General features: G+C 64.3%; 17 protein-coding genes and 1 pseudogene. 10 read left to right on the top strand and 8 right to left on the bottom strand.

Annotation, left to right across the window (positions count from 1 at the left end; genetic code table 11):
• Positions 1 to 184, bottom strand: a pseudogene (locus QRN59_RS04495) (circularly permuted type 2 ATP-grasp protein); the annotation flags it as partial.
• A 112-nt stretch (positions 185 to 296) separates the two neighbouring features.
• On the opposite strand from QRN59_RS04495, the gene QRN59_RS04500 reads away from it, so the two are divergent.
• The 4 genes from QRN59_RS04500 to QRN59_RS04515 all read left to right on the top strand — a co-directional run bounded on the left by QRN59_RS04500 (position 297) and on the right by QRN59_RS04515 (position 5,089).
• Complete coding sequence (locus tag QRN59_RS04500; protein WP_284981321.1) at positions 297 to 1,340, top strand: YeiH family protein; 1,044 nt, start codon at positions 297 to 299, stop codon at positions 1,338 to 1,340.
• Positions 1,341 to 1,344: 4 nt separating this feature from the next.
• The gene (gene pepN / locus QRN59_RS04505; protein ID WP_284981322.1) at positions 1,345 to 3,984 is read left to right on the top strand and encodes an aminopeptidase N; all 2,640 of its coding nucleotides are present in this window, start codon (positions 1,345 to 1,347) and stop codon (positions 3,982 to 3,984) included.
• Between the two features lie 105 nt (positions 3,985 to 4,089).
• Positions 4,090 to 4,470, top strand: coding sequence for a hypothetical protein (locus QRN59_RS04510; RefSeq protein ID WP_284981323.1), 381 nt, complete (start codon positions 4,090 to 4,092; stop codon positions 4,468 to 4,470).
• A 181-nt stretch (positions 4,471 to 4,651) separates the two neighbouring features.
• Positions 4,652 to 5,089: a hypothetical protein gene (locus QRN59_RS04515; protein WP_284981324.1), complete on the top strand. Its 438-nt coding sequence runs from the start codon at positions 4,652 to 4,654 to the stop codon at positions 5,087 to 5,089.
• Between the two features lie 3 nt (positions 5,090 to 5,092).
• Here QRN59_RS04515 and lplAB read toward each other — a convergent pair whose 3' ends face one another.
• From lplAB to QRN59_RS04540, 5 genes are all read right to left on the bottom strand, one after another.
• Positions 5,093 to 6,190: a lipoate-protein ligase LplAB gene (lplAB, locus tag QRN59_RS04520; protein WP_502871022.1), complete on the bottom strand. Its 1,098-nt coding sequence runs from the start codon at positions 6,188 to 6,190 to the stop codon at positions 5,093 to 5,095.
• 80 nt (positions 6,191 to 6,270) lie between these two features.
• Positions 6,271 to 6,528, bottom strand: coding sequence for a type B 50S ribosomal protein L31 (locus tag QRN59_RS04525; RefSeq protein ID WP_009358283.1), 258 nt, complete (start codon positions 6,526 to 6,528; stop codon positions 6,271 to 6,273).
• A gap of 142 nt (positions 6,529 to 6,670) precedes the next feature.
• Entirely contained in the window at positions 6,671 to 7,480 is an 810-nt protein-coding gene (locus QRN59_RS04530) for a TrmH family RNA methyltransferase (RefSeq protein ID WP_284981326.1), read from the bottom strand.
• A gap of 6 nt (positions 7,481 to 7,486) precedes the next feature.
• On the bottom strand, positions 7,487 to 8,272 hold the full coding sequence (locus QRN59_RS04535; protein WP_284981327.1) for a sulfite exporter TauE/SafE family protein: 786 nt from the start codon (positions 8,270 to 8,272) through the stop codon (positions 7,487 to 7,489).
• A 19-nt stretch (positions 8,273 to 8,291) separates the two neighbouring features.
• Positions 8,292 to 9,077: an ABC transporter ATP-binding protein gene (locus QRN59_RS04540; RefSeq protein WP_284981328.1), complete on the bottom strand. Its 786-nt coding sequence runs from the start codon at positions 9,075 to 9,077 to the stop codon at positions 8,292 to 8,294.
• A 125-nt stretch (positions 9,078 to 9,202) separates the two neighbouring features.
• Between QRN59_RS04540 and serB the strand changes: the two genes are divergently transcribed.
• On the top strand, positions 9,203 to 10,096 hold the full coding sequence (gene serB / locus QRN59_RS04545; protein WP_284981329.1) for a phosphoserine phosphatase SerB: 894 nt from the start codon (positions 9,203 to 9,205) through the stop codon (positions 10,094 to 10,096).
• An 85-nt stretch (positions 10,097 to 10,181) separates the two neighbouring features.
• On the opposite strand, the gene QRN59_RS04550 is transcribed toward serB, so the two are convergent.
• Positions 10,182 to 10,931, bottom strand: coding sequence for an SDR family oxidoreductase (locus QRN59_RS04550; RefSeq protein ID WP_284981330.1), 750 nt, complete (start codon positions 10,929 to 10,931; stop codon positions 10,182 to 10,184).
• A gap of 88 nt (positions 10,932 to 11,019) precedes the next feature.
• Positions 11,020 to 11,745, bottom strand: coding sequence for a beta-ketoacyl-ACP reductase (locus QRN59_RS04555; RefSeq protein ID WP_234749389.1), 726 nt, complete (start codon positions 11,743 to 11,745; stop codon positions 11,020 to 11,022).
• A gap of 153 nt (positions 11,746 to 11,898) precedes the next feature.
• Between QRN59_RS04555 and QRN59_RS04560 the strand changes: the two genes are divergently transcribed.
• The 5 genes from QRN59_RS04560 (at position 11,899) to QRN59_RS04580 (ending at position 14,527) form a co-directional block, all read left to right on the top strand.
• Entirely contained in the window at positions 11,899 to 12,414 is a 516-nt protein-coding gene (locus QRN59_RS04560; protein ID WP_284981331.1) for a DUF3099 domain-containing protein, read from the top strand.
• Positions 12,411 to 12,689, top strand: a complete 279-nt coding sequence (locus QRN59_RS04565) for a hypothetical protein (RefSeq protein WP_284981332.1) — start codon at positions 12,411 to 12,413, stop codon at positions 12,687 to 12,689. Before QRN59_RS04560 ends, QRN59_RS04565 begins: the two co-directional genes overlap by 4 nt.
• Positions 12,690 to 13,544, top strand: coding sequence for an SURF1 family cytochrome oxidase biogenesis protein (locus tag QRN59_RS04570; RefSeq protein WP_284981333.1), 855 nt, complete (start codon positions 12,690 to 12,692; stop codon positions 13,542 to 13,544).
• Entirely contained in the window at positions 13,528 to 14,013 is a 486-nt protein-coding gene (locus tag QRN59_RS04575) for a YbaK/EbsC family protein (RefSeq protein ID WP_284981334.1), read from the top strand. Before QRN59_RS04570 ends, QRN59_RS04575 begins: the two co-directional genes overlap by 17 nt.
• A 70-nt stretch (positions 14,014 to 14,083) precedes the next feature.
• Positions 14,084 to 14,527: an SRPBCC domain-containing protein gene (locus QRN59_RS04580; protein ID WP_284981335.1), complete on the top strand. Its 444-nt coding sequence runs from the start codon at positions 14,084 to 14,086 to the stop codon at positions 14,525 to 14,527.
• Positions 14,528 to 14,547 lie beyond the last annotated feature (20 nt).

The raw sequence follows: 14,547 nt of genomic DNA on the forward strand, positions 1-14,547 counted from the left end.
CCCGGTCCAGGAAAGTCCGCGCCATCGACTCCGCACGCGCACTCACATCGGCAAGCGAAAGCTCGCGGAGTGCGCCGTCCACTTGGCCGTAGGATTTTCGGGCAACGGTGCCCGGGGCGAACATTTCGTCGTAGGCGCCGGAACGGGCGGCGGCCTCGGAGTAATCCCGGAATAGCTCTGACATGGGACTCAGACAATCACCTTTTCGATTACGAACGCATTTCGCGTTCTGCATGTTGCGACACCAAGTGTGCACCGGTTCGCATTTCAGCGCTTGCATCCATCAAGGTTGACGAATGCACCCCAAGCGTTTTCCGGCCCGCGTCTCCCGATTGGGAGCCGGGATTGTCATGGCAGTGGCAGCCACTGGACTTGCCTTCATTGTCCATGCCCTGTTTCCCCCCATCCCTGCCATGACAGCCGCTGTAGCGCTGGGTTTGTTAGCTGCAAATATACCGGGCACGGCGGCATGGGCTGCCGGACGCGCCCGTCCGGGCCTGGACTTCGCCGGCAAGCACCACATGCGGGCGGGCATCGTGCTGCTGGGCTTGAAGGTCAGTGTTGTCGATGTCCTCGGTCTTGGCTGGTTTGCGCTCGTCCTGATTGCCGCCGTCGTGCTGCTCAGTTTCGCGGGCACCTATGGGCTGGCCCGGCTGGTGAAGCTTCCGCGGGAAGGTGCCCTCCTGATAGCCACCGGCTTCTCCATCTGCGGCGCATCGGCGATCGGAGCCATGGCCGCAGTGCGCCGCATCAAACACCAGGACACCGTCCTGCCCGTTGCCTTGGTGACCCTTTGCGGTACGCTCGCCATCGGCGTCCTGCCCCTGCTCATGCACCCTTTGGGCCTGAGTCCCGAACAATTCGGCGCATGGACCGGCGCCTCCGTGCACGACGTCGGCCAAGTAGTCGCGACGGCACAGACGGCCGGCCCGGTGGCGCTGGCCCTCGCCGTCGTCGTGAAACTGACGCGCGTGATCCTCCTGGCCCCCATCGTTGCCGGGGCCGGCCTCACGCAACGATGGTCGATGCGGCGGAAGTCGCGCAACTGCATCGGGGCGAACGACGACGGCGGCAAGTTCCCGCCGGTCGTCCCTCTCTTCGTCCTGGGGTTCATCGCGACGGTGGCCGTCCGTTCCTTGGGCTGGTTGACCCCGGGGGTCCTCGACGCCGCGGGAGGACTCCAGGACATCCTGCTCGCCTCGGCCTTGTTCGGGCTGGGTTCGGCGGTCCGCGTCCGCACGCTCTTGCACACAGGTGGCCGTGCCGCGCTGGCTGCGCTTGGCTCCTGGTTCCTGATCGCCCTGCTGGGCTTGGGCGCTGTCTTCCTCATGATTAGATAGCTGGGTGTCGAATCACAACTTGGCGCGCGCTGAGGCCGCCACCCGTTCAGCCCTGGTCAGCACCCACAGCTACGATGTCTCCCTTGACGTCCGCGAAGCGGCCGATGCGGGCGTGCCGGGGTACACCAGCCGCAGCGTCATCAACTTCTCGGCCGAGCCTGGTTCCTCCACGTTCCTGGATTTCATCCATGGTGGGGTCCACAGCGTCTTTCTCAACGGAAAGGGGCTCGACGTCGCCGAGGTTGTGGACGGCGACAGGATCCACCTCCACAACCTCCAGGCCGAAAACCAGGTCACGGTCACCGGAACCGCCCTTTACAGCCGATCCGGAGAGGGCATGCACCGCTTCGTCGATCCTGCCGACGGACAGTGCTACCTCTACACGCAATACGAACCGGCGGACGCCCGCCGCGTCTTCGCGGATTTCGAACAGCCGGACCTGAAGGCTGAATTCACCTTCCACGTCATGGCGCCTTCCGCCTGGCACGTGGCTTCCAACGGCGCCGAGCTCTCCCGGACGCAACTGACGAGCGATCCGGCCACGAGCCGCTGGGACTTCGCCACCACCAAGCGGATGTCCACCTACATCACCACCGTCCTCGCCGGTCCCTATTTCCGCGCCACGGACCACTGGAGCAAGACGCTCGACGACGGGACCAGCCTTGAGGTTCCGCTGGCGCTCTATTGCCGCGCATCCATGCAGGAGTCCTTCGACGCCGCGGAGCTCTTCCGGCTGACGAAGAACGGCCTGGATTTCTTCGACGATCTCTTCGACTATCCGTACCCGTGGGGGAAGTACGATCAGGCGTTCGTGCCCGAGTACAACCTTGGCGCCATGGAGAATCCCGGCCTCGTCACCTTCACGGAGAAATACGTCTTCACCTCGCGGGCCACCGATGCCCAGTACCAGGCCCGCGCCAACACCCTCATGCACGAGATGGCCCACATGTGGTTCGGAGACCTCGTGACCATGACCTGGTGGGATGATCTCTGGCTCAAGGAATCCTTCGCCGACTACATGGGCACCCTCGGCGTGGACAAAGCCACGGACTGGGACAGCGCCTGGGTGAATTTCGCGAACAAGCGCAAGTCCTGGGCCTACGTGCAGGACCAGTTGCCGACGACCCACCCCATCGTGGCGGACATTCCAGACCTGGAAGCCGCCAAACAGAACTTCGACGGCATTACCTATGCCAAGGGCGCGTCCGTCCTCAAGCAATTGGTGGCCTACGTCGGATTCGAGGCGTTCATTGCCGGCTCGCGGCGCTACTTCAAGGATCATGAGTACGGCAACACTTCACTGGCCGACCTCCTCGAAGCCCTGGGCGCGGCATCTGGCCGGGACCTTGGAACCTGGGCCCGGCAATGGCTGCAGACCTCGGGGATCTCCACCATCGGGGCCGAAATCTCCGGGAGCGGCGATTCCATGGCGGCAGTCACCCTGCGCCAAGACTCCGTGGACCCCATCACGGGCAAGCAGGAACACCGCCCGCACAGGCTCAGGATCGGTCTCTACAACTTTGACGACGACGGCCGGTTGCTCCGCACAGACGGCGTCGAGCTGGACCTCGAAGGCGCCGACACCAGGGTACGGGCACTCGCGGGCAAACCGCGCCCGGCCCTCCTTCTCGTCAACGACGAGGACCTCAGCTATGCCAAGGTCCGCCTGGATGCGGAGTCCGAAGCAACGGTACGTTCCTCCCTGGACCGCCTCAGCGACCCCATGGCCCGGGCCTTGTGCTGGACTGCCTTGTGGGATTCAGCGCGCGACGCCGTTACCCCGGCGGCGCTGTACGTCACCGCCGTCGAACGCTTCGCCCCGGCCGAGTCGGGAATCGGCGTCCTCCTCAACGTCCTGGGCAACGCGGTGACCGCCGTCGAGCGTTACGTCCCTGCTCCGCAGCGCGATGAGGTCCGGAAGGGCCTGACGGCGGCTAGCGCGATGCAGCTGCGGACCTCCCAGCCGGGCTCCGACCAGCAACTCGCGTGGGCCAGGACCCTGGCGGAGTTGTCGCGCCATGACGGCGCGTATGTTGAGTACTTCCGCGGCATTCTCTCCGGAAGCGTGACAGTGGACGGCCTCACGGTGGATGCGGATCTCCGGTGGAGCCTGTGGCAAGCATTGGCAGCCAACGGAGCGGCCACGCTCTCGGAACTGGATGCCGAGCTCGCCGTGGACCGCACCGCGTCGGGACGCGAAGGCCATGCCCTGGCCGCGGCTGCCCGTCCGAATGCCGACGTCAAGACGGCCGCATGGAATGCCGCCGTCAACGACACCGGGCTCTCCAACGAAATCCTGAGCGCGACCATCGCAGGTTTCTCCCTTGCCCCGTCCGGGCTCCTGGATGGCTTCACGGAACCGTACTTCACCTGCTTGGAGGATGTCTGGCAGTCCCGGAGCATCGAGATCGCAAGCCGGATTGTGCGGGGCTTGTTCCCCGCAGCCCAGGATCTGCGGTACGGCATGGCTCCGGCAGATCATCCGGTGCTCCGGCGCACGGACGAGTGGCTGAGCACCCACACGGCGGCTCCGCGCGGGCTCCGGCGCATCGTCATTGAGCAGCGCAGCCATTTGTTCCGCGCCCTGACTGCCCAAGCCGCCGGTGGGTCGCAACAAAATGCCGGAGCGCTGCAGCAAGGCTGACGCAGGAGCCGGCGATACGGCGTTGAGTTGAACCTGGGGCTCGCCCGCATCGTCTTTAGATGCAAGCCCGGCGCTCCGCATGGGCCTTTCTTGAGGACGGTCACCATGAAGTTCCCTCGCCCCGTGCTTGCCGTCGCCGCGCTGGGCACCACCCTTTTGCTCGGAGCCTGCTTCGGCGGACAGCCGGCCGCTCCGGCGCCTGCAAGCCCTACAGTGAGCACAACGCCCGCCCCAAGCACGCCGTCACCCTCACTGAACAGCATCACCCCGACTCCCTCAACGCCGTCGACGAGCCCGACGGCGACACCAACAACGCCCCCGGCGGTTTCGTCCCCGGCCCCGCCAGCCACAGTTCCGCCCGCCGTAGTCCCGCCTCAGGCACCAGCGCCGCCCCACATGGTTCCGCCGCCCCCGCGGCACCCCAATGGTGGCGACCGCGACGGCGACGATAACGGCGGACCGGACGACGGCGATGGAAACCGGTAGCGCCCCGGATCGCCACAAAATAACGTTGCTCGCCAGGCTCTCCCTGGGTACGGCTATTGCGATGATGGCCGTCGCCGCTTGCAGTTCCGCCGTTCAAGGCCCGGTTTCCCGCACAGATCAATCCGCGGAAGGTCCGTTCGCGTGGTTCAAAGCAGCACCGGCCCCGGCAGGATGGAGAACCATGGAACTTCCAGACGGCACCGGGGTCCTTGCGGTCCCACCCGATGCCGCTCCTGCGGAAAGCGATCCCGGCAGCGTGTCCGCGACCGTCTCATCGTCAACGGGTGAACTGCGGATATACCTCAACGCCACACCCCGGCAGGGCAGCGAGTCGCTGGAGAATTGGAACACCTTCAGGCTCGATCACCTGGCGGACGAGAACTCCTCGCCACCCACCAAAATCGCTGAGCGAACCGGAATGGCTTTCCGCGGAGGCACGGGTTCCTGCGTGGAGGACAACTATATGACTCACGTCGCCAACAACCGCTACCGTGAGATAGCTTGCCTCGTAGCGGGGACCAAGGGCAGCAGCGTCCTCATCGTGGCAGCTCCCGCCGATTCATGGCCGCTCTACGGTCCGGTCCTGGAACAGGCAGTGAATGCGTATCGCGCAGGGTAGGTCCTAGGGAACACGGTGCAGCCATTCTTCAGTTCCGAACTTTGACTGCACCCGCTCCCGGGCTGTTGCCAATTCGGCGTCGGTGATGCGGGACTCCGCGGCGCCGTAGCGCTCCGTGAAGACCTCCTGCATGGCTTTGATGATTTCGGTCCGCGCCAAGCCGGTTTGCCGGCGGAGTGGATCCACGCGTTTCTTTGCACTGCGGGTGCCTTTGTCGGAAAGCTTTTCCTTGCCGATGCGCAGGACCTCGACCATCTTGTCGGCGTCGATGTCGTAGCTCATCGTGACGTGGTGCAGCATGCCGCCGTTGGCGAGGCGCTTTTGCGCCGCACCGCCGATCTTGCCTTGCTCGGTTGCGATGTCATTGAGCGGGACGTAGAACGCGGTAATGCCAAGTTTTTCCAGGGCAGCCATGACCCACGCGTCCAGGAACGCGTAGGAGTCGGCAAAGCTGATGCCATCCACCAGGCTCTGTGGCACATAGAGCGAATAGGTGATGCAGTTTCCGGCCTCCATGAACATGGCTCCCCCGCCGCTGATGCGGCGAACCACCGTGATGCCGTGGCGCGCGACGCCGTCGGGATCCACCTCGTTGCGGAAAGACTGGAAGCTGCCGATCACCACCGACGGCTCTTCCCAGTCCCAGAAGCGCAGGGTGGGGTTGCGTAGTCCGGCCCCGACCTGCTCCGTGAGGACCTCGTCCAGCGCTACGTTGAGGTGCGTGGGAAGTACCGACGGCGGGATGACCTCCCACTGGTGGTCCGCCCACCCGCTGGCCTTGGACAGCGCCCTTCGGACAGCAACAGCGACGGCGTCGGCGGAAAAACCGAACAGGACCGAGTCTGCAGGCAGCGCGGCGGAGACGGCAGCGGAAATCTCGGCCGGCGTCGAACTTTCCGGAAGGCCCGTGAGCGCCCGGTTGATGTCCATCAGGGCCTCGTCCGGTTCCAGGAAGAAGTCGCCACTGAGTGAGACGTTCGCGAACCGACCGTCCACGACGTCCAGGTCAACTACGACGAGTTTTCCGCCGGGGACCTTGTATTCGCCATGGAGCCAGGGGTCGCCATGTTGGAATGCCATGCTGGAAGTCATGGTTTCCATCCTGCCGGAAAACGCAAAAGCCCGCAGCCGCCGAAGATCCGGCGGTGCGGGCTTTCACAGAAGCTTGGAGGTGAAGTTGATTACTTCTTGCCGCCGAAGCCCTTGAAGCGAGCGTTGAAGCGCTCGACGCGGCCTGCAGAGTCCATGATGCGCTGCTTGCCCGTGTAGAACGGGTGGGACTCCGAGGAGATTTCGACGTCGATGACCGGGTAGGTGTTTCCGTCTTCCCACTCGATGGTCTTGGAAGAAGACACGGTGGACTTGGTCAGGAACTTGACGCCGGAAGCCAGGTCGTTGAATACAACAGCTTCGTACTTCGGGTGAATATCAGACTTCATAATGGGACCTTTTGTTCACGCAGCTGGATTTTGCCAGCTGCCAGGTATGAATGGATTCGGTCCGCGCACTGAAAACAGATACCCAGTGCCGGGCCAACAATCAATCATAGCGGAAACCGCACCCTTGCTTGAACCAGCTGCGTCAGTGGCGCGGGCGCAGCTCCCAGAAAGCCACGGCAGAGGCGGCAGCGACGTTGAGCGAGTCGACGCCGGCGCGCATGGGAATCTTTACCGCGAGGTCGACGGCGGCAAGCGTCTCCGGGCTCATGCCCGCGCCTTCCGTGCCGAGCACGAGGGCGAGCTTTCCGGGGTTGCTTGCGGCAAGCGCGTCAAGGTCCACTGCGTCGTCAGTCAGCTCCATGGCGGCGACGGTGAAGCCCTGCTCCTTGAGCCGATCAAGGTCGCCGGGCCAGGACTCCAGCCGTGCCCAAGGAACCTGGAATACCGTGCCCATGCTCACCCGGACGCTGCGGCGGTACAGGGGGTCCCCGCAGCGCGGGGACACGAGCACGGCGTCCACTCCGAGCGCGGCCGCGGAACGGAAGATTGCGCCGACGTTCGTGTGGTCGACGACGTCCTCCAACACAGCCACTCGGTGCGCGCCGGCAAGAAGTTCTTCAAGGGGCACCGGCGCCGGCCGATGCATGGCTGCCATGGCACCGCGGTGCAAATGGAATCCCGTGATTTCCTCAAGCAGGGAAGCCTTGCCGATGTAGACCGGTACCTCGGGGAACTGTTGGAAAACGTCGTCGAGGTCTTCCAGCCACTTCTCCGCCAGGAAGAAGGATCGGGGCTGGTGGCCGGCGGCGAGGGCGCGCCGCAGCACCCGGGACGATTCGGCGATGTACATGCCCTCCATGGGCTCGCGGAGCTTGCGGAGGTGGACATCCGTCAGTTGTGTGTAGTCGGCAACGCGCGGGTCGTCGGCGGACTCAAGGTAGTGGAAAGTCACGGGTTCCTATTTCAGCAGGTTGGCGATCATGAAGCCGAGTGCCACGATGCCGAGAGCGAAGATCACGATGCGCAGCGCAAGGGGCTTCAGGCGCCGTCCCACTTTGGAGCCCACCAGTCCGCCGATCAATGAACTGACCGCGATGACTGCCACGACCGGCCATTCGATCCGGCCAAAGGCAAACAGGAGGTAGGAGCACGCGGCCACCACGTTGACGGCCAACACCAGGATGTTCTTCATGGCGTTGGCGTTCTGGATGGTACCGGTCATGAAGACACCCAGAATGCCGACAAGCAGGATGCCCTGGGCAGCGACGAAATAGCCGCCATAGACCCCGGCGAGGTACACCAACACCACGAGGACCACGGTGTGCCGCTTGTCGTGGATGGCGTGCTCCGGGTTGCCTGCCCGGTCCTGGACCCACCGTTGGAGTTTGGGCTGGAACAGCACCATGAGCAGTGCGACCACGATCAGGATGGGGGCGGCGTAGTAGAAGACCTTCTCCGGGAGGTGCAGCAGCAGCCACGCACCCGTGATGCCGCCAAGCAACGACGCCGGCAAGAGCCTGAGCAACTGGCGGCCCCGGCCCCTGAGCTCGTGGCGATAGCCCCAGGCCCCTGTCACGTTGCCTGCCACGAGCCCCATGGCGTTGCTGATCGTCGCCGTGACAGGTGTGTAGCCGAGGGCGATGAGGACCGGGAACGTCACCAGCGTGCCCGAGCCGACCACGCTGTTGATGGTTCCGGCCCACAAGCCCGCGAAAAAGATCAGGATGCCGCTAAGGATCTCCACTGCTTGTCGCTGCCCCGCCCTAGCGGCGGGCGGTGGCCGTGTAGCGGCCGGAGTTTTCGGTTACGTCAAGGGGCAGGCCGAAGGTGTTGCTGAGGTGTTCTGCTGTCAGGACTTCCTCGATGGGTCCCGCGGCAACCACCCCGCCGTCGCGAAGCAGCATGGCGTGGGTGAATCCCGGAGGAACTTCTTCGAGGTGGTGCGTCACAAGGACCATGGCGGGTGCGTCCTCGTCACGGGCGAGTTCGCCGAGCTTGTGGACGAGCTCTTCGCGTCCGCCAAGGTCCAGGCCGGCGGCCGGCTCGTCGAGCAGGAGCAGCTCAGGATCGGTCATGAGGGCCCGGGCGATCTGCACGCGCTTGCGCTCGCCTTCTGACAGCGAGGAGAAGGAGCGGTTCAACAGCGGGCCCATCCCCCATTCGTTGAGAAGGCCGAAGGCCCGGCGCTCGTCGTCGCGCTCGTATCCCTCGCGCCAACGGCCGGTCACACCGTAGGCAGCGGTGACCACAACGTTCAGCACGTTTTCCTGCTCCGGGATCTGGGCGGCCAGGGCCGCGGAGGAAAGGCCGATGCGCGGACGGAGCTCAAAGACGTCCACCCGGCCCAGCGTCTCGTCAAGGATTCCGGCTTTCCCGCTCGTGGGATGCATCCGGGCTGCGGCAATCTGGAGCAGAGTGGTCTTGCCGGCACCGTTGGGACCGAGGATGACCCAGCGTTCGCCTTCATTGACCTGCCAGTCGACCTTGTCCAGCAGGGTCTTGGTACCTCGGACAACACTGACGGAAGCCAATTCAAGAACATCACTCATAGGAGTAGACACTAGGACAAAAATAGGGGTGATAGATAACCGGAACTTCGGTCACACAGATTGCGCGACGCCTTGGATGAAACACAAGTTCGGGCGGCGGTTCCGCGCTCGCTAAGATTGCAGCCATGAGTTCGAACTTGACCGCGGTCAGCTATGGCGTGAATTTGTCCCTTTCGGAGCTTGAACACCTGCGCGAGGTGCTGTCCGGCTCGGGCGCTTCCTTCACGTCGGAGTCGCGCTCGGGGGACGATCGTTTTGGGGTCTACACCATCGGCCTGGCCGTTGACGGGGCTACTGTCGCCGACTTATCGGGCCTCCGGCGCAGGGTCGCCGACGCCGCAGCACCGGGTATGGACACCGCCATCGTCGCCGACGCGCTGCGCGACGCCTCACGCAAGCTGCTGATCATGGATGTGGACTCCACCCTGATCCAGCAGGAAGTGATCGAGCTGCTTGCCGAGTACGCCGGCAAACGCGAGGAAGTAGCAGCCGTGACGGAGGCCGCGATGCGCGGTGAATTGGACTTCGCGCAAAGCCTTCACGCCCGGGTGGCGGTCCTCGCAGGCCTGCCGGCCGCCGTCGTCGACGCCGTCCGTGCCGAGGTGCGCCTGAGCGAGGGCGCCGCGGAACTCGTGGCTGCTTTCAAGGCCGCCGGCCATGCGGTGGCGGTGGTGTCCGGCGGCTTCAACCAGATCCTGCGGCCCATCGCGGAGGAACTCGGGCTGGACTACTGGATCGCAAATGAACTTGAAATCGTCGACGGCTTCCTCACCGGCAAGGTCCTTGGCGACGTGATCGACCGCGCCGCCAAGGAGAAGTACCTTCGCGAGTGGGCAGCCGCCGAGGGAATCGACCTGGAGCACACCATCGCCGTGGGCGACGGCGCGAATGACCTCGACATGCTGGGCGCGGCGGGCATTGGTGTCGCGTTCAACGCCAAGCCTGCCGTCCGGGCGGTAGCTGATGCCGCCATCAACATGCCATATCTGGACGCAGTCCGGCATATCGCCGGCGTTTAGCCCGACGTCATGCGCCATAAAAAAGCGGCCCGGGACTGGGTAGTTCAAACAGTCCCGGGCCGCTCTTTTATGCGCTAAAAAATGATCAGGCGCTCTTGCCGAAGTAGTCGGCGCCGCCGACGTACTCGGTGTGGCCGCTCTCGACGTCGGCCGTGACCATCTTTGCCACCTCGGCGGCGAATTCCTCCACCGAGTACAGCTTGCCGGCCTCGGCCCGGCGGGCCTCGATGGCGCCCGGGTTGGACCGGTCCAGCAGGGTCGCAGTCACGGTGCCCTCGATCATGTCGCCGGAAACCACCACGAGCGAGATGCCCTTGTCGGCCAGGTTCGGGAGCAGTTCCCGCAATGCGACTTCGCCGGCGCGCTTACTGCGGGCCACGGGCTCGTACTCGGGCATCGTGGGAACAGTCTCGACGAAGTGCGCCTGGTGGCTCGTGACGAAGACCACACGGGAACCTTCCGGCATCAGCGGGACAGCCGCGTTGAGCATGTTGATCTGGGCATCACGGTTCAGCTTGAGGGCGTAGTCCTCCTCCATGCCGGACTCCATGCCGCCGGAAGCGTTCAGCACGAGGACGTTCAGCGAACCGAATTCCTCCATGGCCGCGCTCGCCAGCGACTGGACGCCTTCCTGGGTGGTCAAGTCGGCGCCGACGGCTACAGCGCGACCGCCGGCTGCCTGGATCTCGCCCACTACCTTGTTGGCCCGCGGGGCCTTCTGGCGGTAGTTGACGACGACGGCGGCGCCCTCGCCAGCCAGGATCTTGGCTACTTCAGCGCCGATGCCGCGTGAAGAACCGGTGACGATTGCCGTCTTGTTGTCCAGCAGTCCCATTCGTGCTCCTTTATTCAAAACGTCCAACTTGTTCAAAACATCCAAGTTCCATTAGTCCCGAGTCAATCATGCCAGCGGAAACCCTGCCCTAGTGGCCCATGCCCAGGCCGCCATCCACGGGGATGACGGCACCGGAAATGTACGCGGCTTCGTCACTGGCAATCCAGCGGACCACGTTGGCGACCTCGGAAGCCTCGGCAAAGCGGCCCGCCGGAACACTCGCCAAGTAGGCCTTCTGGGTGTCTTCGGGAAGCTCGGCGGTCATGTCCGTGTTGATGAAACCCGGTGCCACGACGTTCGCAGTGATGCCCCTGCTGCCAAGTTCCCGCGTCAGGGAACGGGCGATGCCCACCATGCCGGCCTTCGAGGCCGAGTAGTTGATCTGTCCCGGGGCACCGTAGAGGCCCGACACGGAAGAGATCAGCACAACCCGCCCCTTGCGCATGCGGATCATGCCCTTCGAGGCCCGCTTGATGACCCGGAAGGCACCGGTGAGGTTGGTGTCGATGACAGACGTGAAGTCGTCCTCGCTCATGCGCAAAAGGAGCGTGTCCTTGGTGATGCCGGCGTTGGCTACCAAAACCTCCACCGGCCCGTGGGCAGCCTCGACCTCCTTGAACGCGGCGTCAAGCGAGGCCTCGTCGGTCACATCGGCCTTGACGCCAAGGATGCCCTCGGGGAGCGGGGTTTCGCTGCGGTACGTCACTGCGACTTTGTCGCCGTTGGCGAGGAATGACTCTGCGATAGCCAGGCCGATGCCGCGGTTTCCGCCCGTGATGAGGACACTGCGGGCGGTTGATACTGCTTCAGACATACTGCTCTCCAGAGTTCCGCGGCACCACTGTGCCGCTTGAAAGTGGGTGATTTCCTGCATCGATCTTAGCCGCCGGGAGTCCCTGGCCGCGGGTAGCTGCGCTCGGCGCGGTTTGGGCGGCCCGTTCCGGGGTGAGAGAATTGAGGGAAGCCGTTGGAGCGTGATGAATCAGCCGTGACAAGAGATAGCAGTCCCCTGCAGGCGCCCGGGGACCCGGACGCCGTTTCAGGTGACCCCGTGGTGCACAGCATTACCGACGCCGCTGCCGCCCACTCGGACGACATGCGCGAACGAATGATCAAGTACGCCTTGGCGATGGGTATCCGCCTGGTGTGCCTGTTGCTCATTTTCGTGGTCGATGGCTGGTTCAAGATCATCGCGGTAGCAGGGGCCGTGTTCCTGCCCTGGATTGCCGTAGTTATCGCCAACGGCAGCGACAAAGCCGAAGTCCACAGTGATGCCTTGCTTGACTACGTCCCGGCCGTCGAGCTGGAAGCGTCACCACTTGAAGAAGGGGCGCCCGCCGAGGCGCAAGTCACCGTGTTGGAGGGCGAACTCATCGACGACGACGCCGCCTCCCCGGACGCTTCGGGCCCTGCACCGGATGACAACACCGGCGCCGGCAAGCAACGATATCCGCTCGGCGAGGAAGAACAGGCGGCTTCATGAATATCTTCACTATGGGCGGCCTTGGGCTGGAGAATGAGGAGCATGCCGGCCCGGGCGGGACGCCTCCGGCGGTCTGCTCACGAAAGGCGTGCCGCGCAGAGGCTACGTGGCAGCTCCTGTGGAACAATCCACGCATCCACACTCCCGAGCGCCGCAAGGTGTGGCTGTCCTGCGGGGAGCACCGGGAATGGTTGGAGGACTACCTGCAGACCCGCGGCCTCTGGAAAGAGACCATACCGTTCGCGAAGACCACCGACCCAGGCGAGGCCCGCTGAATGTATCGCTTTCTTTTTTCCAGCAAGTGGCTGGGCTATTTCGTCCTGGCCGTGATCTTCGCCACCGGCTGCGTGTTGCTGGGCCGCTGGCAAATGGACCGCAGGGCCGAGACGTTGGCCGAGATCAACCGCGTTGTCACCAACTACTCGGCCACTCCCGTTCCCTTCTCCGCCGCCAAGGCGGAGTTCCAGTCTTTGGACCCCGAAAGGGAATGGGCGCAAGTGGAGCTGCACGGAAGATATGACGTTTCCGGCCAACGCGTCGTCCGTAACCGTCCCCTCAACGGCCAGCCCGGATACGAAGTAGTGGTCCCGTTCCGATTGTCGAGCGGCGAAGCCGTAGTGATCGATCGCGGGTGGCTGCCCATCGGAAACAAGACTCCCGGCCACCCCGACAGCATCCCGGCCCCGCCGGCCGGCGAGGTCACCGTCGTCGCCCGCTTGAAGGCCTCGGAACCGGATCTGGGGCGCGGCGCCGTGGACGGCCAACTGGCATCGATCGATCTTCCTTCCTACGCCACGGAGCTTGGCTATCCCATCATGACCGGCGCTTACGGGCAGCTCGCCACTGAGTCGCCTGCCGTCCAGGTGATGCCCGCGCCGTTCGCCAAGCCGGCCACGGATGAGGGTACCCACCTTTCCTACTCCTTGCAGTGGTTCGCTTTCGGTGTGCTGATGTTCGTCGGTTTCGGCTATGCGGCCAGGCAACAGGCCCGCAATGCCCGGATTGATGCCGAGGACGAGGAAGAAGAAATCAGCGCGATCCCTCGTCGCAAGGCACCCGCGCCACGGAAATCAAAGCGGCCAACGGCCGAAGAAGAGGAAGACGCAATCCTGGATGCACAAGGCTACTGAGATGGTCCCGGCCCCGGTGCTGAATGTGAAGTCGGCCCTGACCGCGGCCGGCGCCCAAGACACGGTTCGCACCTTCGACGACGATGTCCCCACCGCCGCTGCGGCAGCCTCCTTGCTGGGTTGCGATATTGCGGCCATCGCAAACAGCCTGGTCTTCGACCTTGACGGTGCTCCCCTGCTGATTCTCGCGAGCGGGGCTGCGAAGGTGGACACCGCCATGGTCGCCGCCTCCTTGGGGACAGCCAGGATCCGCCGGGCCAGCCCGGACTTCGTCCTGGAGCACACCGGCCAGGCCGTGGGCGGCGTGGCTCCCCTTGGACACCCGCGGCCTATACGAACCATCCTCGACATTTCGCTCCAGGAGCATCCACTGCTCTGGGCAGGCGCAGGCGACCATAACTCGATGTTCTCTATCAGTTACAGTGAGCTCCAGCGGATTACGGCCGCCCAGCCCCTCAAGGTCCGCTGAGCCGTTTGTCCGCCGGGTCATTGATCCGGCGGTCCATTGATCCGCTGCGGCCTGGGGCTAGGCTGTGAGCATGGCTGAATACACCTACGTCACGTACATCGAAGGAACCCCGGACCAGATTTGGACGGCACTGACGGATGCAGCCCAAAGCGCTGAGTACTGGGGCCACTCCAATGTCTCGGACTGGAAGGCAGGTTCACGCTGGGAACACCGGCGCACGGATGGTTCCGGAACCGCCGACGTCGTGGGAACCATCCTGGAAGCAACACCGCCTGGGCGACTCGTGAATACGTGGGAGGATCCCGCGGTTCCAGCGGTGGTCAAGCCCGACGTGGTCACTTTCACCATCGAATCACACGACGGTATTGCCCGGCTTACCGTCCATCACAGGAACATCGCCGACGACGAACAGTTGGCGATTGCGGGCCGCGGCTGGTCGGCGGTCATTTCCAATCTGAAAAGCTACATTGAACTCGGCCGCCCACTAGCCTCCGTGCCGTGGGAAATGCCCTGACTGGACGGGAAATTCCCTGA

The organism is Arthrobacter sp. efr-133-TYG-118, assembly GCF_030209755.1.
GTDB lineage: Bacteria > Actinomycetota > Actinomycetes > Actinomycetales > Micrococcaceae > Arthrobacter.